Below are 21,894 nucleotides of genomic sequence, written 5' to 3' on the forward strand. Positions count from 1 at the left end.
TGGCTTTCGCCCAGGGGTTCCGCACCCGCGGCCCGCGTTCCGGCGCGGCCCGTCCGTACGGGCCTGACCGGCACAGGCATCGCGCTCAGCGGCATTGCAGACCCCCATCTCATGCTGTACCACTCGCAATAGATCCACATTTACACGGACTGGTGATGCGATGTCCAGTGTTGTCGGCCCCGGCATGGTGGTGTCCGCGGGGCATCTGTGATTGGCTGAAAATCGATGGGTGCTCTGTTCAACTGCGGTCGACTGGATTTCGACACGGAGGTCCCCACACAAGCCGGCAACGGCAGGAACCCGCCCGGGCGGCAGCGCGTCCTAGAGGACAGAACCCGGGCCCGGCCAACGCGTGGCGCGCCATCGCACGACCGACCGCACCGACGCACCGAATCAGCGCACCGATGCAGCACAGACACCGCACCGAGACCGCAGTGACTGTATGACCCTCGCAAGGTGAATCGGCCAGCAGACCCTGGTGCCACGGAAGGATGAGCGCTTATGCGCGAATATCCCGGAAAGCGGCGCAGGCGTAACGGGCAGCGGGCGCTGCCGGACGCGGCGCTGACGTTCGCTTCGCAGTGGCAGTGGCCCGTCGTACCCGGAGCGGGCCTGGAACCGCAGCGGCGCAGCCGCAGGGACCGGACGCAGAGCAGGACACAGGAGACGACCGCGCAGCCGCGGGACCGCGGCTGCGCGTGCCCCTACGCGGAGTGCGCCGCACCCGGCGCGCATCCCTACGACCCCGGCGTGCTCGCCGCGACGACGGATCCGCGCATGGTGCGCTGGTGGTGGGAGCGGCAGCCGGACGCGCCGGTGCTGCTCGCCACCGGCGGCCGCGCGCCGAGCGCGGTGAGCCTGCCCGCGGTGACCGCGGCGCGCGCGCTGGCGCGGCTGGACCGGCTCGGTGTGCGTACGGGCCCGGTGGTGGCCACGCCGGAGCGCTGGGCGCTGCTGGTGGCCGGTTTTGGCTACGAGGAACTGGGCGAGCTGCTCGGCGAGCACGGCTGGGTGCCGGCATCGCTGGCCTTCCACGGCGAGGGCGGCTATCTGGCGCTGCCGCCGTCGCAGACGGGCGCGGGCCGTGTCCGCTGGGAGCGGGCGCCGCGGCCGGGGCCTGACGGCGGTGCGCCGTGGCTGCCGCCGGTGGCGTCGGTGGTCGACGTGCTGGTGGCGGCGGTGGCGGCGGCTCCGGGCGGCGGCAGCAGGTTCGTCGGCTGAAGAGCGCGCCCCGCCGGGCCCGGCGGGGCGTACGAGAGGTGGAGCGGTGCGTACGGGCAGGGATGCCGCGAGGCGGCCCGTACGCACGGCCCGTCCGTCCCGCGTCCGTCCTGTCTGCCCCGCGCCGCCGAAATGGCGCTCTGTCCCCCGCCTTCGGGTGTGCGCGGTGCGGCGGGTAAAGTCCCCGCGCCGTCCCGTGTCCGCGCATGTAAAGACCCGGCCGCTGGCGACGGGGGATGCACCAGCGACCGGGCTACAAGCGACGGTAACAACACTTTGGCGTTTCGCAAATTCGAACGTCGTAATTCCCGTCAAATGATGGACCCGTCATACCGCACGGTATGGTGTTGATCAGCTCAGCGTCACCTGGCGGTTGGCGAGCCCGCCGCGGGCCTTGCGTTCCGTCCCCGTCAGCGGCTCGGTGACGGCCAGCGCCTCCGCCAGCCGCTCCCCGAACTCCGCGGCGGGCTTCTCGCAGTCCTCCGCGGTCATCGACGACGGCAGGTCCCACACCGGCACCACGAGCCCGTGTGCGCGGAACGAGCCGACGAGCCGGGTGTCCTCCGCGAGCTGGGAGTGGCCGGCGGCGTGCAGCCGGGCGAGGGCGTCGAGGAGCTTCTCCTCGGGGTGGGGCATGACCCAGCGCAGGTGGTTCTTCTCCGGCGCCTCGCACCAGTACGCGGCCTCGACGCCGCCGAGGCGGGCGGTGGGGATGGCGGCGGCGTTGGCCCGTTCCAGGGAGGCGGCGACCTCGCCGGACGCCGACTCGGCGTCGTCCAGCCAGAACGCGAACCCGTCGTGCACCACGGGCCTCAGCGCCGCGGACGTGTCGAGGAGGTCCTGGAGGCGCGGGCCTTCGCCGGTGCCGGTGGGGGCGGCGGGTTCGACGGGGGAGCCGGGGGTGGCGGTCAGCGCGCGGGTGAGGACGTCGGCGAGGTCGCGGCTGATGTCGCCGGAGGCGGTGTCGTTCTGCAGCCCGAGGAGCACCGTGCCGTCGTCGCGGCGGAGCGCCGGCCAGGCCATGGGCAGCACGGTGGCGAGGGTGAGCGACGGCACGTCGTCGGGGAGGCCGGCGGCGAGGGTGAGTTCCGCGGTGCCGGCGGGGACGAGTTCGCGCAGCGCCACCCAGTCGCATTCGCCGGGCAGTCCCTCGAAGGGCCGGCGGACCAGCTCGGTGACGGCCTGCGCGGCGGCGCGGCCGTGGCATGCCTTGTACCGCCGGCCCGAGCCGCACGGGCAGGGCTCGCGGGCGCCGACGACGGGGATGTCGCCGTCGGGCACGGCGGCGGGCTGGGATGCCTTCGTACGGGGGCGGCGCTTCTTCGCCATGGCTGGAATGCTCCGTTCGGGGCGCGGACGGTGTCACGTACCGCCGGAGCCTAGTCCCAGCGCGGGGCCGCCGGGCGCACCGCCCGGGGACGGCCGCGGCGGGCGCGGGATCGGCGCGAGTCCGGCTCGGGGGCGGCGGGGCTCGGGCGCGGTTCCGGCGCGGGGTCTGCGTCCGGTTCAGCGGCCGGGCAGGGAGGCCCAGACCGTGACCTCGCCGAGGGGGCCCGCGTCGTAGCGCACGCCCCAGTCGCAGGCGAGGGAGGTGATGATGGCCAGCCCGCGGCCGCCCTTGGCGGTGACCGAGGGTGTGGCGGGAAGTGGTCGGGTGGGTCCGCCACCGTCCGTGACGGCGACGGTGACGCGGCCGTCCGGATCGATGTGCCAGTCGGCCCGTACGCGCGTGTCCGCGGTACCGGGGCCGGGGGCGGCGGGCGCCTCCTCCGCGGCCTGGGCGGCGGGCGCTGCGTCCGCGCCGGGTGCCGGTTCCTGCCCGGGGCCGCCGGCGGGGCGGGGGTCCGCCCGGCCGCGCACGAGCACTTCCGCGTCCGCGGTCGCCGCCTCCGTGGCCAGCGGTCTGGCGTGCCTGTACGCATTGCTGAGCAGTTCGGAGAGGACGAGCACGGCGTCGTCCACGGTCGCCTCCGCGGTGCCCCGGGCGCGCAGGTCCGCGCGCAGCCGGCGGCGGGCGAGCCCCACCCCGTCAGGGCCGTGGGGAACGGCCATGGACGAAGCCGGCGCCTGCTGTGCCACCACGAACATCACCACCCCCAGCGATCTCCTCGCCCCGCAACAGGGAGTCAATGCCCCCGCGGGGTGGATCGGAAACCGGCCAACCGGCGACCGTTGACGGACTCGTTACGTAACCGAACGCAGTGCGCGCGCCGCTGTACTACGCGTAGTCACGCATCGCCCGTCGGCGGTGTGTCGTAGCCGAGGCGGTCCAGTTGTGCGCGGACGTGGCGGGGGCGGTTGGTGATGACGGCCTCGACGCCCAGGCGGGCGCACATGGCGACGTCCTCGGGTTCGTCGACGGTCCACACGTGGACGCGGTGGCCGGCGCGGTGGAGGCGGGCGACGTAGCCGGGGTTGCCGCGGACGATGCGCACGCTCGGGCCCGCGATGCCGACGCCGCGGGGCAGCCGGCCGTCGCGGAAGCGGGGGAGGAGGAACCGCATGAGGAAGACGGTGGGGACGGCGGGCGCGGCGGCGTGGACGCGGTGCAGGGAGCGTGCGGAGAAGCTCATCACCCGGACGAGGGAGGGCTCGCCGCCGGTCTCGCGGGGGCCGGGCGCGGTGGGGGGTGCGGCGCCCCCGGCCGGCGGGGCCGCCGGACCCGCGAGGCCGAAGCGGCGCAGCAGCTCGACCAGTTTCTCTTCCACCTGGCCGGCCCAGCGGGTGGGGTGCTTGGTCTCGATGGCCAGCTCCACCGGGCGGCCGGCGTCGGTCACCAGCTCCAGCAGGCGTTCCAGGGTGAGTACCGAGGTACGTTCCCAGTCGGGCTCCTCCGGTGTCTCGCGCTGGCGCCGGCCGGTCTCGTCGCGGCGGGCCTCGCGGGCCTTCCAGGAGCCGAAGTCGAGGGCGGCGAGGTCGGCGAGCTCCAGTGCGGAGACGGCGCCGCGGCCGTCGGAGGTACGGTTGACGCGCCTGTCGTGGACACAGACCAGATGGCCGTCGGCGGTGAGCCGCACGTCGCACTCCAGGGCGTCGGCGCCTTCCTCGATGGCCCTGCGGTACGCGGCGAGCGTGTGCTCCGGCGCGTCCTCGGACGCGCCCCGGTGCGCGACGACGGCGGGCCGACCCGGCCCCGTACGCCCGGACGGCCGATCCGCTGGTGCTTGGCTCACCGGCTCATCGTGCCACCCGGCGCGCCGGGTGGCCCGGCCCTCGTCAGCCTCCCAGGGGATGCGCCGGGAATGTCCGAAGTAAAGGATGTCAGCCAAAGACTAGGTGCGGTTTACCGTCCGCTGACAAGCGGTGCGGGACCCTGGTTGGGCGGGTAGGCGCAACTGGCACCTGGCGTGAAACGTGAAGGAGAGAGCTGTGAGCACCGAGAACGACGGCGCGACGCCCCGGCGGCCGGACTTCCCGCCGCCGGACGCGGGAGCGAGGTCTCCGGTCGAGTCTCCTGAGCGCGCGAGCGGCGGAGCCGGCGGCGCCTGGCCGACGGGACCGGAGAGGCCGGGTGGTTCGGACGCTGCCGGCCCTCCGGGTGGCCCGGGTGCCGGGGGGCACGGTGGGGCGCGTACGGAGCAGTTCGCCGCGGTCGGCGCCGCGGGCGGCACGGGCTCCGGCGGCCACACCGGTCCCGCCGGAGGTCAGGCCGGGTCCAGCGGCGCCGCCGGTCCCCCCGGCGGCGCCGGCCCGCAGTGGCCCCCGCCCCCGCTCTCGGCGGACGCCTCCCCGGCGGGCCCCGGCCCGGCGGGCTCCCCGCCCCCCACCCAGCCCGGCTGGGGCAGCGCCCCGCCGCCCGGCGGCACCGGCTGGGACGCCGCCCCCAGGCCCTCGGGCAACGGCGGCCGGCGCGTGGGCACGGTGGTCACGGCCACTCTCGTCGCCGCGCTGCTCGGCGGCGGCATCGGCGGCGGCATCGGGTACTGGGCGGCCGAGGGCGACGACTCCGGCAGTACGTCCACGACCGTCTCCGGCACGCAGGACGGCCAGAAGATCGAGAACCCGCCCGGCTCCGTCGCCGGCATCGCCGGCAACGCGCTGCCCAGCGTCGTGACCATCGAGGCGAGCGGCGGCGGCGGTGACGGCGCCTCCGGCGAGGAGGGCGCGGCCACCGGCACCGGCTTCGTCTACGACAAGCAGGGCCACATCCTCACCAACAACCACGTCGTGGCGGGCGCCGAGGGCAGCGGGTCGCTGACGGCGACGTTCTCCAACGGCAAGACGTACGACGCCGAGGTCGTCGGCCAGGCCAGCGGCTACGACGTCGCGGTCATCAAGCTCACCGACGCCTCCGACGCCAAGCTGACGCCGCTGCCGCTCGGCGACTCCGACAAGGTCGACGTCGGCGACCAGACCATCGCCATCGGCTCGCCGTTCGGCCTATCGGGCACGGTCACCACCGGCATCGTGAGCGCCAAGAACCGCCCGGTGGCCTCCGGCGACGCGAGCGGCCAGCAGGAGTCGTACATGAACGCCCTGCAGACCGACGCCTCGATCAACCCCGGCAACTCCGGCGGCCCGCTGCTGGACCACGACGGGAACGTCATCGGCATCAACTCCGCGATCCGCCCGGCGGACAGCGGCAGCCCGTTCGGCGGCGGCCAGGGCGGCAGCATCGGCCTGGGCTTCGCGATCCCCATCAACCAGGCGGACCGCGTCGCGCAGAACCTCATCGAGACCGGCGAGCCGGTGTACGCGATCATCGGCGTCTCCGTCGACAACTCGTACCAGGGCAAGGGCGCGAAGGTCAGCGAGTCGGGCAGCGACTCGACGGGCGACCCGGTGACGCCGGGCGGGCCCGCGGCCGACGCGGGGCTGCAGCCGGGCGACGTGATCACGAAGCTGGACGACACGATCGTCGACAGCGGCCCGACGCTGATCGCCCAACTGTGGGCGCACGAGCCGGGCGACAAGGTGGAGATCACCTACGAACGCGGCGGCGACCAGAAGACGACGCAGCTCACCCTCGGCGAACGCGAAGGCGACGACTGACGCACAGCGCCGGCGCCCCGGCGGCCGGTCACCCCACGCGGGTGCCCGGCCGCCGGTGTGTGTGCCGGGGGCTGAGGGCTTTGGCGGTAAGGGGCGTCGGCATCCCGGGTCGCGCGCGGCCGGCCGGGCAAGGCCGGTGGCGGTCACGGGCGGAGCCGGGCGCCCGCGCGATGCACAGAGCCCGCGGGGCGGGAGGTCCGGGCCGGGTGTTCGGGGCCGTCCCTCGTCGGCCCCGCCCCTCACCCGGCCCGGACCGGCTCGGCCCGGGGCCCGTCACTGCCCCGGCCGGAACCTCCCCGCACCGGCCCGGCCGCCGGCCGGACCCGGCTGCTCACCGGATCCTGCCGCCCCGCCGGCCCCGGCCGGCCGCCGGACCGCCAATCAGCCCTTGCGGGCGGCGGTCTCGGCGCGCACCTCGGCCCACGCGGCCTCCTTCAGCGCCATCCGGGCCGCCGGCAGCCGGCCGCCCGTCGTCTGCCAGTACGGATGCGTGGACACCCGCACCGACAGCCGCAGCAATCGCCGCCGCAGGACCGCCGTTTCGCTGGCGCTGTGCCGGGGCTCTTCCGCGAGCCTGCGGTACACCGCGTACCAGTCGCGCTGGGTCTGGACGAGGTCTTCGGGGAAGGTGTGGGTCACGCAGGTATTCTGACACGTGTTCGATTTTCGAGTCACGCGTCTTCACCGGATCCCCTCCCGCCACCGCACCCGTGCGCCGCGCCCGGCCGCCCGCGGACGGCATCACCGACGGCCCGCGGGCGGCGGGCGGTGGGCGCGTGTCGCGCGGCGGGCCGCGGCGGAAAACCGTTCGACAGCGCGGGCGTCCGGGGGATGGGATGAGGCGGACCGCAGGCCGGGAGGAGAGTCGTGTGCCGTCCGAGACCACCGCAGGCGCCACCGCAGCCGCGGACAGCCCCGCCGTCACCCCCGACGCCGTCACCCCCGACGCCGCCACCCCGGACGTCACCCCCGCCGTCGATGAGGCGCTGGCCAGGCGCCTGCTGACGGCGCAGTTCCCGCGCTGGGCCCATCTGCCGCTCCGCCCCCTGCACCCCGGCGGCTCGGACCACGTGATCTTCCGGCTCGGCGACGCCATGTCCGTACGCCTCCCGCGCGGCGACTGGGCCGCGGGCCAGGCCGAGAAGGAACTCCTCTGGCTGCCCCGCCTCGCCCCGCACCTCCCGCTGGCCGTGCCCGCGCCGCTGGAGGTCGGCGAGCCGGCGTTCGGCTACCCGTGGCACTGGTCGGTGTCCCGCTGGCTCGACGGCCGGACGGCGACCCCCGGAGGACTCGCGGATCCGGTGGAGGCGGCGGCGGACGTGGCGGCGTTCCTGCGCGCGTTGCAGGGCCTCGCGCTGCCTTCCGGCGGGTCGTCCGGGCTGCTCTCCCCCGCGGTGCCGCTGCGGGACCGCGACCGTACGACGCGGGCGGCGATCGCGGCGGTGGACGCGGCCGGGGCGTTCGACGCCCGCGCGCTGACGGCGGTGTGGGAGGCGGCCGTCGAGGCGGGGGAACGGGACGGGCCGCCGGTCTGGTTCCACGGCGACATGCACAACGGCAACCTCCTCACCCGCGGCGGACAGTTGAGTGCCGTCCTCGACTTCGGCGGCCTGGGCGTCGGCGACCCGGCCTGCGACCTGGTCATCGCCTGGACCCTGCTGGACGCCGGACCGCGCGCGGTGTTCCGCGCGGCGCTGGGCGCGGACGACGCGGCGTGGGCGCGAGGGCGGGGCTGGGCGCTGACGACGGCGCTCAGCGCCTACACCGCGTACGCGGCGACGAACCCGCTCGTCGCCCGCAACACGACCCGCCAGATCACCGAGGCCCTGGCGGACACGGTGCCGTGACCGCGGCCGCGAGGAGCGAGACGTATGACCGCTGAAGCGACGCACATCGGGCCGGCGGGCGTGGCGGACTTCCACCGCGTGCTCGCCGACCACCCCCGCTACTGGGGCGAGCGCGACCTGCGCGCGCTGCATCTGCTGGCGATGGTGCAGGAGTTCGGCGACACCTGCCTGGTCGCCCGCGCCGGCGACGGCATCCGCGGCTACGTCTTCGGCTTCGTCACCCCGTCCCGTACGGGATACGTCCACCTGATCGCCACCCGCGACGACGCCCGCGGCACGGGGCTGGGGCGGCGGCTGTACGGGGCGTTCGCGGCGGCGGCGGCGCGGCAGGGGGCGGAGCGGCTGAAGGCGATCACGTCGGTGGCCAACACGGGATCGCAGGCGTTCCACCGCGGGCTGGGGTTCGCGGCGCGGGTGGAGGAGGACTACGACGGGGCGGGGCGCCCGATGGTGGTGTTCGGCCGGGACCTGCCGCTGTAGCCGGCCTCAGCTCCCGCAGCAGGAGCCGGCACGGGGGCCGGCGTCGCCGGTGAGCCGTTCCTCCTTGGCGAGCCGTTCGGCGTCGACCTTCACGACGTACACCTCCCAGGGCTCACGCCCGGGCCCGTGCACCCAGACCTTGTCCTGGAGGGCGTAGCGGCAGGAGGTGCCGCTCTCCTCGAACGCGGCCAGCCCCGCGTCCCGCAGCCGGGAGGTCGCGGCGGTGACCTGCTCGGTGGTCTCGACCTCGACGCCGAGGTGGTCGAGCCGGGTGTCCTCGCCGGGCTCGCCCTCGATGAGGACGAGCCTGAGCGGGGGCTCGGCGATGGCGAAGGTGGCGTAGCCGGGGCGGCGCTTGGCGGCGACGGTCGACCCGGCGGCCGTCGCGGCGATCGGCGAACGACGGGGGTGACGGCCGGTCATCGCCGAAACAGAGGGAAAGCGGACTAAATTCGTCCCGACAAGGCGAAGGAACGAGGCCCCTCATGCTCACGGCGGTAGCCACCGCGGCCGACGCGCCGCTCACCCTCACCGAACGCGAGGTGCCCGAGCCCGGGCCGGGGGAGGTGCTGGTCAGGGTCATCGCGTGCGGCGTCTGCCACACCGACCTGGACCTGCTCCAGGGCCACTGGCCCCTCGCCCGCTTCCCGGTGGTCCCCGGGCACGAGATCACCGGCGAGGTCGCGGCCCTCGGGCCCGGCGTCTCCTGGCCGGCGGTCGGGACGGCGGTGGGTGCGCAGTTCCTCGGGGACTCGTGCCGGCACTGCGACTACTGCGTACGCGGCGAGCAGATCCTCTGCCCCGCGAAGCGGATCACGGGCATCGTCATGGACGGCGGCTACACCGAGTACGCGGTCCTCAAGGCCGACTTCGTCACGCCGCTGCCCGAAGGGCTCGACCCGGTGGGGGCGGCGCCGCTGATGTGCGCGGGGCTGACGGCGCACAACAGCCTGCGGCAGGCGGGGACCACCGCGAGTTCGCGGGTCGCCGTGATCGGCGCGGGCGGTGTGGGGGCGCTGGCGATCCGGTACGCGGTCGCGATGGGCGCCCGCGTCGCCGCGCTGGGCCGCTCGCCGCACGGCGAGGCGGCGGCCCGCGACCTGGGCGCGGAGCGCTACATCACCACCCGCGACACGGATCCCGCCGAGGCGCTACGGGCCTGGGACGGCGGCGCCGACGTGATCCTGAACGCGGCCCCCTCCACCGCCGCGGCCACCGCGGCGGTGGAGGGCCTGGCCCCGGACGGCACCCTCGTCCTCTGCGGCTACGACGACACGCCCCTGGAGCTCCCCCCGGGCCCGATGGTCCTGAACCGCCTCCACGTGATGCTGAACCCCTCGGGCTCCCCGCACGACGCCCGCGACACACTGGCGTTCTCGGCGACGCACGGCATCGTGCCGGACTACACCCCGATCGGCCTGGAGGGCGCAAACGCAGCCCTGGAAGCGATGGCCAGATCCACCCCGCCCAACCGCTCGGTCATCACCTTCGCCTGAGGCCGGGGAGCGGACGGGGACATAGGCGGAGGGCATCCCGCGCCTGCGGGGAGCACGGCAGCGGAGCCGACGAAGTCACGCGGCCGGTCTCGCCACGACGGTGCCGCATCTGGGCTGTGGGGGTGGGGCTGCTCGGCGGAGAGTGTGGGATTCGAACCCACGGTGACGCAGGACGCCACGCCGGTTTTCAAGACCGCCGCGTCCGCACCGCCCACATAGCTGTTAACCTGCACAAACGCTGCTAAGCCGCGCCAGTGAGGCCGCCCTGGCCCATACATGGCTCACCAGGCCGTTCTGCGCGTGCGGACCCCATCGCCTGCTCTCCGGTCCAAGTACCACAGCGAGATGGCTCCTGATCATCGAGGAGGGCACACAAACGAATCGTGGTGCAAGACGCAGCCTACGGCCGAGGATTGATCACCTTCGCTTTCTTTACGAGATCTGCAACGGCCACGACAGAGGCACGCACGGCATTCGGAGGTGCATCGTTAGGCTTCATATGCTTATTCCGAGCTGCCGCTGTGCTTTGCGCATTGCTTCCGCCTGAGCTTCCAGTACCTCTTCATCGATGGACAGGATGAGGTCCATCTCGATATGAAGGGGTTCGTTGCGAGCGGCGAGTTCGGGAATATTATCGAACTCTGCTACCAGTCGATCGATGAAGTTTCGGATCTGCCTTAGAGGTAGATCCGTCAGCTGAGCGGTAACTTCCATGACTTCCCGCATCTCTGCTGAGACGCCGCTTCCTCTTAGCGTGGAAGCTATGGACATCATCTGCTCGTAGATTCCCACCAGACGTCTTGCAATATGTTCGATGAGTTCTGGGTTTCCAGGCTCACCTGGGGCAGAAAAAGCGCGCAGTTGCACCTCAGGGGTGAGCAGCTTCATGACATTCGAAGCATAGGCCCGCAGATCTTCTAGTGAGTTCTGAAGAAGAGTGATTGCCTGATCGTTCTGGTAATGCTTACCTGTACGGTCCGCGTATCCCAATTCGTGGTCTCGCCACTTTTCTTCTAGAGCGCCTCTGCTCAGCCAAAGTGCCCCGCCGTAGAGCAAATACTCCCATCCATCGGGCCGTTGGGCGAGCAGTTCTCGCTGCTGGTCGGGCGTGCGCGGAACGCGGAGGACAGGTGCCTCCAACTTGATCGTTCCAGGGGTCTCCGCGAGCTTCTTCTTGATTAACTCAACAAGCGCCTCTTGCGTGGTCTGGCGAGCATCCACGTACCCGATCGTAGGACGCAAGCCAGGTAGCTCGCTATCGTCCAGCTTCACCGGAAGAAAGTATGGATCAGACTCCGTAAGACCTCGGGCCTGTGCGCTCATGCGCTCGTGTTGAGTCCAGGGCTTACTAACGTAATGGCGCGATATAAAGGCTACCGTAAATCGTGCGCGCTTCCTGTATACGTCATCTAGAGCAGCGTATAAGTCCCGCCCCCACAGATCGGCAGCCGCGTACTCGTCGTAGAATATGCGGACTCCAGTGTCCTGGAGTAGTGCGGCGATGCGCTGCACAAATATTCGATCTTCTCCGGCGAAAGAGAGTGCAATATCGAAATCGAACGTTTGGATGGTCACGGGCTCCCCGTTTTTCGATCTATGAAGACTGTCGAATCTCTACTGCTTCGTCCACCCATGCCGCAAGGTTATCCTTTATGTATCCGTAGACCGATTGGCTTGTAGAATACGGAGGATCGTAACACTTCGCAACTGATGACAGGCGCCTACCATCGCGCAAGGTGAAACTCGCAAAAGGGTTTGCCCCTTTAGTGGACTGCTGTCCTTGAGAATTTAGAAGGCTGTGGATGTGGATCCCCACTACACCTTTTCCGTCGTTCCAACCCTTCTCGATTTCGTAGTTAATCCATTTACGACCGGCTGTTGCACTTCCAGCTAGGACAATAATGCATGACTTGCCATGCATCTGGTCATCGATCCAGCGCCTGATTGCTGAATCTCCGCCACGCTTGATTTGCTCCCAGTCGTTATCTGATACAGGTCGGTTACCCTCGATTACGCCCATGCTTCGGACCTGTCCTGCTCTCCAGTTATCAGGAATGTAGTGGAAACTGTAGAATGATCTCCTGGTCACGAAGTCCTCCTCCGTAAGTGCACGTGATGGCGCGCAGTATGGCGGGTGATGGTATTGCGTGCGCGACATGATCGCAATACGTTACGTTTGAGGTGTAAGGGGTTCATGGTGCGGGAGTGTGTAGATGAGAACTGTGAGTTCTGCAGGATTAGCGCTTGCGTTCAGGTGGCCGATGTGGTTTTCGACTCGGTGGACGCAGTTGGCTTTCTTCCTTTGACCCCGGCTACTACTGGTCATACGCTTGTGATCCCGAGGGTGCACGTGTGTAACCTCTGGGAATTGCCTAGAGAAGCTCTGGCGCCACTCATGGAAGCGGTTCTAATACTTTCTCAAGCAATCAGCGATTCCATTTCCCCTAGCGGACTCAACCTAATCAACTCTTCTGGGGTTGCCGCATCACAGTCCGTGCCTCATCTTCATATGCATCTAGTGCCAAGATGGGAGGATGACGGAATGGGCGAGATTTGGCCCTCACCTCGGCCATGGTCGGCAAGTCGTAGAAGGGAGGTTGCCGCAGTGATTAGAGGCGGTGTCTCCCGGGTTTTGCGAGATTAGCGATGTGCTGTGCCTATCGACTGGATTGCGTGCTAGCTGCCCCCTTTAGTCGATGATTAGCCAAATGGTGGCGGTGCTGTCTGCAAGCGATAGGACTCCATAGAAGTTTACTAGTGTGTGCGAGAGCACTACGTCTTTCCATTTGTAGGCCGGGCGATACGGCGCCACGTTCATGGAGAACATCTCGACACGCGTATTCAATTGTCGAGCGTCCTCGTAGAGATGCCTAAATAATCTCTCTTGGCGAAGATAGTACCCGTCAAGAAGCCAGAAACCGATGACCGGGAGCAGAGTGGTTGCGGCTATTTTGCCGCTCGATTCTTTGGCTGCGAATCCCAAGAAAAGTCCGGCAAGGGTCATTGTCCAGCCCTTTATCAGAAAGGACCCATTGCCTAATCTTGCAATGACAGCTTGTATCATTTCCAGATGCTTTACTCGCTGCTCAGGTAAAGGCTGCTCAATGGGTGAGGTCATCTTGTCCAATTTCTGTTCAGGTGCATCTCGGCCCGTGGGCAGTGGTGGGTGACTGTTACTAGATCTGTAGGAGGCGGACGGCCCCGTGAGTCCGGGGCAAGTGACACCGTGACGGCTGTGACGCCCCAGATGTTGCAGCTCCCACTCTCGAACTACGAGGGCTCAAGCGATTTGGTTGTCGTCCTGCCCCCCTCGGGCCGGTGGGAGCAGGAGATCTCGCGGAGGGTGCTGTTGGCTGGTTACGCGACCGAAGACGCCGAGGTCTTCGCGGGCGCAGTCGTGGAAGGCGTTGATGCGCTGGAACACTGTGCGGTGGCGTTGGCGCCACTCGGCGAGGGTGCCCGTGGTGCGGCCGGTGGCCTGCCAGTCGATCTCCTGGGCTATGGCGTTGACCTCGTGGCCGGCTTCTACGACTCGGTCGCTGCCGAGGAGCATGATGCGCTCGAAAGCTCGTCCGCGTAGGCGAGTGGCTTCAGCCAGCTCCGTTGTGAGGTCCTGTTCGCTCCGCTCGGCCTCGTACATGCCTTCCCGGTGCTGGTAGAGGGAAGAGGCGAGGAAGACGCAGGCGCGGACCTGGTCGATGTAGTCGCCGTAGGCGTCGAGCTTCCTGTCATCCCACCGGGTGTGTAACTCGTGTCGGAGGCGTCGGCGCTCCGCGAGGGTGTTGGTCACGTAGGTCATCGCAGCGCCGACGAGCACCGCGGAGATCGTGAGGAGTTGCTGACCCACCTCCACGTCGTTTCCACCCTCCCCGGCCAGACTCGTCAAGACGTCTTGAGGATTCTAGGGAACGGGTCGGTGCTGGGGAACGGCGTCCTGAGCCAGTCCTGGGGCTTCTCGGCGGCGGCGTTATCGTTCGGGGTGACCCCCGGCGGAGAGGCATGCGCATGAGGAGCACGATCGCTGAGACGCTGGTCACCCTCGGCCGGAGGTACGTACGCGATGCACCGGTGCCCGTTGGGAAGGCGGCGCTGGCTGCGCGCTTCCTGAACCCCTATCTCCGCGATCACCCCAGGCAGCGGGTCACGGAGGCTCGCTTCGGGGCGCGGTTCGCCGTCGACACGCGGGACCTCATCCAGCGGTACGTGTACCTGTTCGGGATCTGGGAGCCGAACATGACGAGCTGGCTGCAGGGGAGGCTCCGCCCTGGGGACACGTTCGTGGACGTTGGTGCCCACGTTGGGTACTTCAGCATGCTCGCATCACGGCTGGTGGGGGATGCCGGCCAGGTGGTGGCCATCGAGGCGTCTCCGGAGTTCTACGGCAGGCTCCGGCACCATGTGGGCCTCAACAGTTCGGGCAACGTGCGGGCGGTCAATGCCGCGGTGTCGGATAGCCGGGAGACCCTGACGTTCATCCTGGCGAGTTCGATCAACACGGGGGCCAACAGCATCGTTCCGTATGACGGGCCGGTTGAGTCGTCGTTCGAGGCTGAGGCGCGTCCGCTGCCGGAGCTGCTGGAGTCGGCCGAGGTCACGCGGGCGCGGGTCATCAAAGTGGATGTCGAAGGTGCGGAGGGGAAGGTTGCCCGGGGTATGGCCCCGTTGTTGGACCAGCTCCGGCCCGATGCGGAGATCACGATCGAAGTGACTCCGGAGCGCATGGCGCAACTGGGCGACTCCGTCGACGAGCTGATGGAGACCTTGACGCGGGCCGGTTTCCACGCCTACCGCCTGGCCAACGACTACGCGCCGGCGAGCTACCCGCGGGCGCTGCGGCAGCCGCCGGCCGTGCCGACGCGGCTTCGGGGGAAGGTCGACGGTGAGAGTGACCTGATTTTCTCCAGGATCGACGCTGACGACCTGATGTGAGCGGTGAGAAGAGCGGGACGGTCCCCGATGCGTTGATGCGTCGGGGACCGTCCGGGTTCTACTGCGTGCCCGGGTGGGCTGGACTCAAGTCGGCTCGTCCTCGTCCTCGTCGCGCGCGCCCAAGCGGGCGCCCCGGGATTCGGCGATGCGTAGGGCGTCGCTTAGCGCCTCAGTGAGTCGCTGTGCCACGAATCGCAGTTCGGTGCTTTCGGCCTTGTCCGTGACCAAGTCGCGGGACATGCGCAGGATGTCGTTTCCGGTGTCGAGTTGCTGCCGTTCCATGCGGTCGGCGTACTTCGAGATCCATCCGCCCTCTTCTGCGTAGCAGGGGCGGCCAGACTCGTTCGTCCAGGGCAGCAACCGGGGGCGAGGCTGCGGTGTGGTCACGGCTGCGCCCCCGCCTCCGCGTGGTCGCGCTCGACGTGCCGTTTCCGCAGCACCCGGACGTCCGTGACCCCGCTCCAGTCGTAGTTGAGTCGCGCGACGCGCAATTGCTTGTCCAGGGTCAGGCATTCGTCGCAGTTCTCGTCCGCGATGTCGTTCCTCCAGTCATCAATCACGTGATGCCTCCTTGTCCCTCTCTGCCGGGTTCGGGCCGTGGACGAGCTGGCTTGCTGCATGCTGCTCGGTTGTCGGTGCTGAGGATTCGCGCTCTTCGCTGCGGAGCGCGAAGTGCGTGGTGAAAATCGCCTCCGCGCACTGGCCCGGGAGGACGACCACCGATGCTTCGACCACCCGGCCGGAGACATCAATGAGGGTCCGTCCGACCACCAGCACAGTCCCCCTGGGACTGATTTGCAGCGTGCGGGCCTCGGCGGACGTGGGTAGTCGCGCAAAGAGCCGCTCTGTGTTGGACGCCAGTTGTACGCCTGACTCCGTCAACTGCTGACGGATGTCGTGCCCCCAGGGGTGCATGGAGCGGTTCGGCGAGATCAGCGCAGCCAGCCGCGCCGGCACGTGAGCGTGGGTCAGGCTCCGGACGCGAGTACCCCGGCGGGCGAGGTAGGTGTACGCGATCACCGTGTCGCCCTGCTCTATCTCAAGGAGAGCAGCAACGGACGCGTCTGCCTTCGTCTCCGTCGTACTGACGAGGGTGTTGAGGTCGTGCACGTCCGTCCTGCGCGCCGTGCCGGGGTAGGTCAGCCGGTCGGGGGGCCAGCGCACGAAATTGCCGCTGCCGTGGCGCTTGTCCAGCAAGCCTTCGTTCTGTAGTTGTTCGAGCGCGAGCCTGAGGGTGGGGCGGCTGACGCCGTACTGAGCTGCAAGTTTGTCCTCGGCAGGGAGCCGCGTGCCGTTCGGGTAGTTCCCCTGGCTGATCAGCGTTCTCAACTGCTCAGCGACGTCCCAATATTGGGTCGCCATGCGTGTGATCACCTCCAATCGGCTCGTGTGGCAACGGGGGTGAAACGGGACTGCCCCTTGCCGCGCCGGAGAGTGCGTGCACCGGCGCGTGGTCCGCGAGTGGGCATGAGGACGTGTTCCTCCCTCATGAGCGTCCGGGGAGGAGAAGCGATGGCAACTCCTTAAGTTATCTTAAGGAGTTGCGATCCGAAGTCAAGCGGTGACCACTCCTGCGCGGCGACAGGGAGGGGTAGGCGCCCCTCGCCGTACAGGAGGGTGCTGTCCTGTCCGGCCTGTTCGGCGCGTGCGCGCGCGTGACCTTCACCACCGAGGGCCGGGAGCGACTACGCGGACCGGGATGCCGAGACCGGAACGCCCCCCTGAGCTTCGCCTGCCCCAACGCCGGCAGGGGCCAACGAAGTTCAGTGAAGCCGGGGCTGCGAACGTCTTTGACGGCGCTAACTCTACATATGTAGTGTTGAGGTCATGAAAACTCCGTTCCGCATCACGTCTGCGACGTTGGACGTGTTGGAAGCGTTCCTGGCGACTGGTGAAGACCTGCACGGGTTCGCTGTCGCGCGAGCTGCAGGCAAGCCGACAGGCAGTATCTACCCCATCCTCGCGAGGATGGAGGAAGCGGGGTGGCTGGAGAGCCGGTGGGAGACGGAGCACCCGAACCCTGGTCGGCCTCGCCGGCGCTTCTATAAGCTGACGCCCGACGGTATGGCCTCCGCGCGAGCTGTCGTGCTTGAGCGGCGGGGGCAACTGCCGACGCCGGCGTCGGCAGTCGGCCAGCCACCCCGTCCCGCCCTCGGCTTCAGGTTCCGCTGGGAGGCGGCTCGATGATCACTGAGGTGCTTCTGGCCGTTATCCTCGGTCTGCTCGTCAATGAGATGTGTGATGTCTCGTCGCATCTTGCGCGGCTGCTGCTGCGGTGGGCCGCACGGCGCATCCCGGGTGAGGGAAACGCCGAGCGATACGAGGAAGAGTGGCTGGCTCTGCTGGAGGAGCGACCGGGCAAGGTCGTCAAACTCGCCTTCGCCTCATGGATGGTGATCCGCTCCACCTTCACCATGCGGAGGATCCATCGACGTCGCGAGGCACGGGAGCAGGGGGCGGTCTCCATGTGGATCCGCTCCATAGAGTCCCTCAGCCCGTCTGAGTTCGAGTCGATGACAGCGGCGCTGGCTACCCGCGACGGGTTCAGGTCAGCGAGTGTCGTCGGAGGGCTAATGGACGTGGGGATCGACGTAGTCTCCACCGCGCCGGACGGCCGGAGGATCGCATTTCAGTGCAAGATGTACAGCGATCCGGAACGGCGTGTTGGGCCCGAGACCCTCCAGCGCCTTGATGCTTACGGCGCTCACTTGGTCATCGATGAGCTCGTCTTGATCACCAACGGGTCATTGTCTCTGTCGGCGCGCGGCATTGCGAGTGCCCGCAGGATCCGTGTCATCGACGGAGATGTGCTCCGGCGGTGGCGGAATGGGGGCGAATCCCTGGACGAGATTCTCAGGCGCTGACGAACATCACCTGCGCGGCCTGGGCAACCCTGCTGTTGCCCAGGCCGGCGTCGTCGAGCCGCTGATGAGGCGGGCCAAGTTGGCGAGCGGTGGGAACTGACGAACTGATCGCACTGGGGAAGACTGGCTGTTGAGGCGTCGACCGTGCTGGTGGAGCACACCAATGGGGTTGGAGGCGGCAGCCTGGTAGGCGTTGCGCAAGTCGGTGGCTTGGCGGGCGGAAGGCGCGTGGTCAGCCATTGGCTGGGGTTGTCCAGTCGAAGTCCGTCAGCGTGTGGGCCCTGGCTGCGATGATGGACATGCGTGCCTCTAGCTCCGCCGCGTTGCTGTGTGCGGCCAGGCTGGTCACCTGGCCTGGCCACTTGCGGTAGAGCAGTCCCGATTCGCGGATGAACCAGCCTCGGCTGACCGCGTTGAGGGCGAGGAGGAGACCCGTGTCCTCCGAGGCCGGCAGGGCCATCCAGCCGCCGAGGGCGAGCAGCAAGTCACGGCGTACGCAGAGGGTTGCGGGGTGGACCTGGGCGCGGAAGTTGTTCGCCTCCCAGTGTTCCAGCACTGCTCCGCGCTCCACCGGGCCGTCGTTCGGGTCCTGGTCGAAGTCGGCCGTTGAGCCGTCCGGTAGGAGGTCGAGGACGCGCGAAGTCGTCCAGCCGACATCCCGGTTGGCGTCCAGGACGGCGATGTCCCGGGCCAGCGCGCCCGGGGTCAACTGGTCGTCGGCGTCGAGCACCTTCACGTATTCGCCGTGCGCTTCTGCCAGCGCCATCGTCCGCGTCACTCCGGGGCCGCCGCCGCGGCCTTGGCGGAACGTCACGCGGACGTCGTTCGGCGCGTGGGGCGCCACTTCCTCGCCCGTGCCGTCCTCGCGGATGGACCAGTGCCACTCCCAGCCGGCCGGAAGCTCCTGCATCTCCAGGGACTTGTACGCATCCTGAAGGTACGCGGCGGACGGCGCGTGGACGGCGGTTACGACCGAGATGCGGCGGGCCATCGTGGTCACCACCGGTCCAGGTGTGTGACGACGTGCACGTGGGTCCGGTCACCCGGCAGCGTGATGTCTGAGATCTCCACCGGCCGGTCGGTCGTGTCGTACGAGATCTTGCGCGCCAGGAGGACGGGCATCCCCGGCGGAAGTTCCAGCTCCTCCGCCTCCTCCGGCGTCGGTGGCCGGGTTGTGAAGCGTTCTTCTATCCGGGCCAGCTCGATGCCAACTGTGTGGAGTTGGTTCATGGTCCCGCCCGGCCACGGCTCCTTCGTCTCGTCCAGGAGGTCCGGGTTCTCCGCGACCATGTCGCGGACGAGGTACGAGGTGACCAGCGCGAACGGCGCCCGCTCCGCGGCGTAGCGCGTGCGGTAGGTGCGTTCGACGAGGGCCGTGCCCTGGGGCACGCCGAAGGCGTCGGCAATGTCCTTCGATGCCTCGATCTGCTTGTACGAGGCGTGGAAGACCAGGTCATCGACCTTGAGGCCGGTGTCGTACTCGGTCGCGCCGGTCTTCAGCCGGTGCTCTTCCGCCTCGCGCGCCCGGTCCTTCTCCCACTGGTGGCGTTCGTTGGTCCGCAGCACCGTGCTCCGCGGGCGCCGGACGAAGCTGCCCCTGCCGTGCTGCTTGTCGATCAATCCTTCGTACTGCAGGACCCGGAGGGCGGCCTGCACGGTCGGCCCGCTCTTCCCGTACCGCTCCACCAACTCCGCTTCGGAGGGGAGCCGGTCGCCGGGTTTGAGGTCGCCGTCGCGGATCGACCCGCGGAGGTCGTTCGCGATGCGCTCGTATTCCTTCGCCACGGTCGTATCCCTCGTCGTGTCTCGGAGCCCAGGTCGGCGCCGCTGTCTTGCAAGTAGGGCGGACACCCACCGTACAACTCATAAAGAGGACTTGACGAGTCGGGAGGCGTACGCCATAGTCGTGGCACTCCTAAAGAGAACTTGATGACTTGACCTCTTAAGGAGTCACCTCGAACGGTCTGCACCTTGAGAACTCCACAGCGTGACGAGCGAACGAGTGTTTTTGATCTTTGGCGCCGCCGCCGAGCGGCGTCGGAGGTCATGACCACTCGCTCCGCCGAGTGATCGACCCAGCCCATCCGCTAGTGCACGCGAAGGGTTCCCATGTGGCTCGCCATCGGTGACATCGTTCAAGAGCGCGGCGGCAACAACGCCCTCGGTGCCGTCGTCGGCGTCGCCGCCCACGGCACCGGCCGCTTCGTCCTCGTCGACATCCCCGGCGCCGGCCTCCGCCCGATGCCGCCCGACGAACTGACGGTCGCGGCCCGAAGGCCCACCCCCGCGTCGACCGCCCGAGGGCTGGTGGCGCTGTCCGCGCTGGTGTTGGCCGTCGTTGGGACGTACGTCGGTTGCCTGTCCGCGCAGCAGGCCGGTGCCGGATGGCTGCTGACTTTCCTGTCCGGATACGGAGCCTTCACCGCCGTCGTGACCGCGCATCGCGGGTTGCAGCGGATCACGGGCCCGCGACGCTTCCGAGTCTGACCACCCGCGCCGGAGTGGCGGCCGACGGGTCACGAAGCCCGCCGCCCGGCTCGCCCATCCCATCGAGGAGGCAGAGAGATCATGCGTGCTTACGACGGCGGCCAGGGGAGCCTGGACGCCTTCGAGTCCGAGGCGTTAGCGCTCGGCTTCGAGACCACGTGGGCCGAGGATTTCCGCAGGTTGTTCCTCGGCCCGACCGCGGCGGACGAGCCGGCCAGCCGGGTCGAGTCGGCGGAGGAGCGCGCGGCGCGGCTCGCCGTTGCCGACGACGTACTTGCCGAACTGCAGGACCAGGCCGCGGGCGACGAGGTCTCCCGGTCAAATGCCCGCTACGCGGCGCGGCTCAGCCGGTACGCCAAGGGCCGGCGGTGGACGCCGCGGCTGAGGCGGGCGGCATGACGCCCGTCGCTCACGTCCCCTGGGGGGCGAACACCGTGGTTGCCGCCACGGCGGTGCTCCTCGGGCTGGCACTTCTCTGGCTCACGCTGCGCCGGCTGGCCCGGTACGCGAAGCTCGACACCCCCGCCGTGCGGGTCGCGGCGCTCGCCGCCGCGAGCTGCACGGCGTACACCGCGGATACATCCTGGCGGTTCGCCGAGGACTACTTGGGCATGGGGAGCACGGCCGAACGAGCCGCGATGTTCGCCGCCGCGGAACTGGGGCTGTTCGCCTCGGCGCTCATGGCGCGGCAGAACCTCAACGGGCCGTTGAAGGCGCCTGGCGCCCCCGGGCTCCTGGTTTGGCTCATCACGGGTGTTCAGGTCATCCCCGCGTACGCCGAGTCCGGGCCCCTCGGCGGCACGGTCCGCGCGTTTGTCGGGCCGGTCATGGCAGCCGTGCTCTGGCATCTGGCCATGGGCATCGAACTCAGGCACCGCAGGCCCGGCGCCGAGTCGCGCGGCATGCTCGCCGTCGCCGGGAGGGAACTGCGCGAGCGGTTGTTCTCCCGGTTGGGGATCACTGAACGGGACCGGAACGCCGCGCAGATCAGCCGGGATCGCGCCACTGTTCGCGCGGTCGAGTTGGCGGCACGCCTTGCGGCTCTGCAGCCGGAGCAGCGGGCCGGGCGGCGCGGGCGACGCATCGCGCGGCGGCTATCGGCCGCGGTGGCGAAGGCGTCGGTGGGAGCAGACCGGGAGCAGCGGCGGAAGCTGCTTGAACTGCTCGCAGCCCGGCGGCACGCGGCCGACCTGGCGACGGTGCCGCTGGCCTCACCGTGGACGGAAGCGGCCGGAGATCCGGTTGCCTCCGCGCTCGCCGAGGAGGTTCGCGGGCAGATGCGGCGGGCGACCGACAGCATCCGGCGGGGAGGCCAGCCAGGCGTGTTCACCCTCGGTGCCGCCCTGAACAGGGGTGACCGTTCACCTGAACACGTCCCCGAGCCAGAGCCGGACAAGCTCAGCACCGCGGAGGCCCAGCGTGTCATCGAGGACGGTTGGGCCGAGGGCCAGACCGTACGCGAGACCGCGAAGCGGGCGACCCGCGCGCCAAGTTACGTGCACGGCGTGTTCGTGCGGCTTGACACCGAACGCGGCCCGCGGCCCGCCGCTGCTGGGCGGCCGTAGCGCCCCTTGAATC

26 protein-coding genes are annotated in these 21,894 nt (G+C 69.4%); 12 read left to right on the forward strand and 14 right to left on the reverse strand.

The annotated features are described in order from the left end of the window. Positions 1–501 precede the first annotated feature (501 nt). Positions 502–1,221 carry a bifunctional DNA primase/polymerase gene (locus tag FB457_RS32230; protein WP_047016695.1) on the forward strand — a complete coding sequence of 240 codons (720 nt, stop codon included), beginning with the start codon at positions 502–504 and terminating at the stop codon, positions 1,219–1,221. Between the two features lie 351 nt (positions 1,222–1,572). Here the strand turns inward: FB457_RS32230 and FB457_RS32235 are convergent, their stop codons facing one another. The 3 genes from FB457_RS32235 to FB457_RS32245 all read right to left on the reverse strand — a co-directional run bounded on the left by FB457_RS32235 (position 1,573) and on the right by FB457_RS32245 (position 4,394). Beyond that, positions 1,573–2,550, reverse strand: coding sequence for a DUF5926 family protein (locus FB457_RS32235; protein WP_047016694.1), 978 nt, complete (start codon positions 2,548–2,550; stop codon positions 1,573–1,575). A 177-nt stretch (positions 2,551–2,727) separates the two neighbouring features. Then, on the reverse strand, positions 2,728–3,315 hold the full coding sequence (locus tag FB457_RS32240) for an ATP-binding protein (RefSeq protein WP_047016693.1): 588 nt from the start codon (positions 3,313–3,315) through the stop codon (positions 2,728–2,730). A gap of 134 nt (positions 3,316–3,449) precedes the next feature. Further along, positions 3,450–4,394, reverse strand: a complete 945-nt coding sequence (locus FB457_RS32245) for a glycerophosphodiester phosphodiesterase family protein (RefSeq protein WP_145784145.1) — start codon at positions 4,392–4,394, stop codon at positions 3,450–3,452. Positions 4,395–4,590: 196 nt separating this feature from the next. Between FB457_RS32245 and FB457_RS32250 the strand changes: the two genes are divergently transcribed. Beyond that, on the forward strand, positions 4,591–6,213 hold the full coding sequence (locus tag FB457_RS32250; protein ID WP_047016691.1) for a S1C family serine protease: 1,623 nt from the start codon (positions 4,591–4,593) through the stop codon (positions 6,211–6,213). 381 nt (positions 6,214–6,594) lie between these two features. Here the strand turns inward: FB457_RS32250 and FB457_RS32255 are convergent, their stop codons facing one another. After that, complete coding sequence (locus FB457_RS32255; RefSeq protein WP_047016690.1) at positions 6,595–6,852, reverse strand: hypothetical protein; 258 nt, start codon at positions 6,850–6,852, stop codon at positions 6,595–6,597. A gap of 230 nt (positions 6,853–7,082) precedes the next feature. Between FB457_RS32255 and FB457_RS32260 the strand changes: the two genes are divergently transcribed. Continuing rightward, the gene (locus tag FB457_RS32260; RefSeq protein WP_145784147.1) at positions 7,083–8,060 is read left to right on the forward strand and encodes an aminoglycoside phosphotransferase family protein; all 978 of its coding nucleotides are present in this window, start codon (positions 7,083–7,085) and stop codon (positions 8,058–8,060) included. Positions 8,061–8,084: 24 nt separating this feature from the next. Further along, positions 8,085–8,540: a GNAT family N-acetyltransferase gene (locus FB457_RS32265; RefSeq protein WP_145784149.1), complete on the forward strand. Its 456-nt coding sequence runs from the start codon at positions 8,085–8,087 to the stop codon at positions 8,538–8,540. A 6-nt stretch (positions 8,541–8,546) separates the two neighbouring features. Here FB457_RS32265 and FB457_RS32270 read toward each other — a convergent pair whose 3' ends face one another. Beyond that, a complete protein-coding gene (locus FB457_RS32270; RefSeq protein ID WP_486589215.1) occupies positions 8,547–8,963 on the reverse strand; it encodes a VOC family protein in 417 nt (138 codons plus the stop codon). A gap of 62 nt (positions 8,964–9,025) precedes the next feature. Here FB457_RS32270 and FB457_RS32275 point away from each other — a divergent pair, with 62 nt between their 5' ends. Further along, on the forward strand, positions 9,026–10,036 hold the full coding sequence (locus FB457_RS32275; protein ID WP_145784151.1) for an alcohol dehydrogenase catalytic domain-containing protein: 1,011 nt from the start codon (positions 9,026–9,028) through the stop codon (positions 10,034–10,036). 495 nt (positions 10,037–10,531) lie between these two features. Here FB457_RS32275 and FB457_RS32280 read toward each other — a convergent pair whose 3' ends face one another. Both FB457_RS32280 and FB457_RS32285 read right to left on the reverse strand, forming a co-directional pair. Further along, on the reverse strand, positions 10,532–11,611 hold the full coding sequence (locus FB457_RS32280; RefSeq protein WP_145784153.1) for a TIR domain-containing protein: 1,080 nt from the start codon (positions 11,609–11,611) through the stop codon (positions 10,532–10,534). Between the two features lie 19 nt (positions 11,612–11,630). Beyond that, entirely contained in the window at positions 11,631–12,194 is a 564-nt protein-coding gene (locus FB457_RS32285) for a TIR domain-containing protein (protein ID WP_486589216.1), read from the reverse strand. Positions 12,195–12,230: 36 nt separating this feature from the next. Here FB457_RS32285 and FB457_RS32290 point away from each other — a divergent pair, with 36 nt between their 5' ends. After that, entirely contained in the window at positions 12,231–12,680 is a 450-nt protein-coding gene (locus tag FB457_RS32290) for an HIT family protein (RefSeq protein ID WP_186462079.1), read from the forward strand. A gap of 45 nt (positions 12,681–12,725) precedes the next feature. Here FB457_RS32290 and FB457_RS32295 read toward each other — a convergent pair whose 3' ends face one another. Together FB457_RS32295 and FB457_RS32300 are read right to left on the reverse strand one after the other, a co-directional pair. Next, positions 12,726–13,154, reverse strand: coding sequence for a hypothetical protein (locus FB457_RS32295; protein WP_145784158.1), 429 nt, complete (start codon positions 13,152–13,154; stop codon positions 12,726–12,728). Positions 13,155–13,316: 162 nt separating this feature from the next. Continuing rightward, positions 13,317–13,922 (reverse strand): hypothetical protein, encoded by a 606-nt coding sequence (locus tag FB457_RS32300; RefSeq protein ID WP_486589217.1) that lies wholly within the window; start codon positions 13,920–13,922, stop codon positions 13,317–13,319. A 113-nt stretch (positions 13,923–14,035) separates the two neighbouring features. On the opposite strand from FB457_RS32300, the gene FB457_RS32305 reads away from it, so the two are divergent. Beyond that, the gene (locus tag FB457_RS32305) at positions 14,036–14,965 is read left to right on the forward strand and encodes an FkbM family methyltransferase (protein WP_145784160.1); all 930 of its coding nucleotides are present in this window, start codon (positions 14,036–14,038) and stop codon (positions 14,963–14,965) included. A gap of 84 nt (positions 14,966–15,049) precedes the next feature. On the opposite strand, the gene FB457_RS32310 is transcribed toward FB457_RS32305, so the two are convergent. Genes FB457_RS32310 through FB457_RS32315 form a run of 3 tightly spaced genes read right to left on the reverse strand, consistent with a single transcriptional unit; the run spans position 15,050 to position 16,327 of the window. Then, entirely contained in the window at positions 15,050–15,352 is a 303-nt protein-coding gene (locus FB457_RS32310; RefSeq protein WP_018836449.1) for a hypothetical protein, read from the reverse strand. Beyond that, positions 15,349–15,525, reverse strand: a complete 177-nt coding sequence (locus FB457_RS35535; protein ID WP_018836450.1) for a hypothetical protein — start codon at positions 15,523–15,525, stop codon at positions 15,349–15,351. Before FB457_RS35535 ends, FB457_RS32310 begins: the two co-directional genes overlap by 4 nt. Next, positions 15,518–16,327, reverse strand: coding sequence for a GntR family transcriptional regulator (locus FB457_RS32315; RefSeq protein ID WP_145784163.1), 810 nt, complete (start codon positions 16,325–16,327; stop codon positions 15,518–15,520). Before FB457_RS32315 ends, FB457_RS35535 begins: the two co-directional genes overlap by 8 nt. A 465-nt stretch (positions 16,328–16,792) precedes the next feature. On the opposite strand from FB457_RS32315, the gene FB457_RS32320 reads away from it, so the two are divergent. Beyond that, entirely contained in the window at positions 16,793–17,152 is a 360-nt protein-coding gene (locus FB457_RS32320; protein WP_186462080.1) for a PadR family transcriptional regulator, read from the forward strand. Beyond that, positions 17,149–17,829, forward strand: a complete 681-nt coding sequence (locus FB457_RS32325; protein ID WP_145784164.1) for a restriction endonuclease — start codon at positions 17,149–17,151, stop codon at positions 17,827–17,829. The genes FB457_RS32320 and FB457_RS32325 overlap by 4 nt, the downstream gene beginning before the upstream one ends. Positions 17,830–18,061: 232 nt before the next feature. Here the strand turns inward: FB457_RS32325 and FB457_RS32330 are convergent, their stop codons facing one another. Together FB457_RS32330 and FB457_RS32335 are read right to left on the reverse strand one after the other, a co-directional pair. Continuing rightward, positions 18,062–18,820, reverse strand: coding sequence for a glycosyltransferase (locus FB457_RS32330; RefSeq protein WP_145784193.1), 759 nt, complete (start codon positions 18,818–18,820; stop codon positions 18,062–18,064). 5 nt (positions 18,821–18,825) lie between these two features. Beyond that, complete coding sequence (locus FB457_RS32335; RefSeq protein ID WP_145784166.1) at positions 18,826–19,614, reverse strand: GntR family transcriptional regulator; 789 nt, start codon at positions 19,612–19,614, stop codon at positions 18,826–18,828. 324 nt (positions 19,615–19,938) lie between these two features. Here FB457_RS32335 and FB457_RS32340 point away from each other — a divergent pair, with 324 nt between their 5' ends. The 3 genes from FB457_RS32340 to FB457_RS32350 all read left to right on the forward strand — a co-directional run bounded on the left by FB457_RS32340 (position 19,939) and on the right by FB457_RS32350 (position 21,881). Then, entirely contained in the window at positions 19,939–20,316 is a 378-nt protein-coding gene (locus tag FB457_RS32340; RefSeq protein ID WP_145784168.1) for a hypothetical protein, read from the forward strand. 81 nt (positions 20,317–20,397) lie between these two features. Beyond that, positions 20,398–20,715, forward strand: coding sequence for a hypothetical protein (locus tag FB457_RS32345; RefSeq protein ID WP_145784170.1), 318 nt, complete (start codon positions 20,398–20,400; stop codon positions 20,713–20,715). Next, positions 20,712–21,881: a hypothetical protein gene (locus FB457_RS32350; protein WP_486589218.1), complete on the forward strand. Its 1,170-nt coding sequence runs from the start codon at positions 20,712–20,714 to the stop codon at positions 21,879–21,881. Before FB457_RS32345 ends, FB457_RS32350 begins: the two co-directional genes overlap by 4 nt. Positions 21,882–21,894: the final 13 nt, after the last annotated feature.

Source organism: Streptomyces sp. CNZ287 (assembly GCF_007827615.1).

Coding starts and splice junctions, on each gene's coding strand:
- FB457_RS32230 (WP_047016695.1), top strand. CDS start 502: ATGCGCGAATATCCCGGAAAGCGGCGCAGGCGTAACGGGCAGCGGGCG.
- FB457_RS32235 (WP_047016694.1), bottom strand. CDS start 2,550: ATGGCGAAGAAGCGCCGCCCCCGTACGAAGGCATCCCAGCCCGCCGCC.
- FB457_RS32265 (WP_145784149.1), top strand. CDS start 8,085: ATGACCGCTGAAGCGACGCACATCGGGCCGGCGGGCGTGGCGGACTTC.
- FB457_RS32270 (WP_486589215.1), bottom strand. CDS start 8,963: ATGACCGGCCGTCACCCCCGTCGTTCGCCGATCGCCGCGACGGCCGCC.
- FB457_RS32275 (WP_145784151.1), top strand. CDS start 9,026: ATGCTCACGGCGGTAGCCACCGCGGCCGACGCGCCGCTCACCCTCACC.
- FB457_RS32285 (WP_486589216.1), bottom strand. CDS start 12,194: ATGTCGCGCACGCAATACCATCACCCGCCATACTGCGCGCCATCACGT.
- FB457_RS32290 (WP_186462079.1), top strand. CDS start 12,231: ATGGTGCGGGAGTGTGTAGATGAGAACTGTGAGTTCTGCAGGATTAGC.
- FB457_RS32295 (WP_145784158.1), bottom strand. CDS start 13,154: ATGACCTCACCCATTGAGCAGCCTTTACCTGAGCAGCGAGTAAAGCAT.
- FB457_RS32305 (WP_145784160.1), top strand. CDS start 14,036: ATGCGCATGAGGAGCACGATCGCTGAGACGCTGGTCACCCTCGGCCGG.
- FB457_RS32315 (WP_145784163.1), bottom strand. CDS start 16,327: ATGGCGACCCAATATTGGGACGTCGCTGAGCAGTTGAGAACGCTGATC.
- FB457_RS32320 (WP_186462080.1), top strand. CDS start 16,793: ATGAAAACTCCGTTCCGCATCACGTCTGCGACGTTGGACGTGTTGGAA.
- FB457_RS32325 (WP_145784164.1), top strand. CDS start 17,149: ATGATCACTGAGGTGCTTCTGGCCGTTATCCTCGGTCTGCTCGTCAAT.
- FB457_RS32330 (WP_145784193.1), bottom strand. CDS start 18,820: ATGGCCCGCCGCATCTCGGTCGTAACCGCCGTCCACGCGCCGTCCGCC.
- FB457_RS32340 (WP_145784168.1), top strand. CDS start 19,939: ATGTGGCTCGCCATCGGTGACATCGTTCAAGAGCGCGGCGGCAACAAC.
- FB457_RS32345 (WP_145784170.1), top strand. CDS start 20,398: ATGCGTGCTTACGACGGCGGCCAGGGGAGCCTGGACGCCTTCGAGTCC.
- FB457_RS32350 (WP_486589218.1), top strand. CDS start 20,712: ATGACGCCCGTCGCTCACGTCCCCTGGGGGGCGAACACCGTGGTTGCC.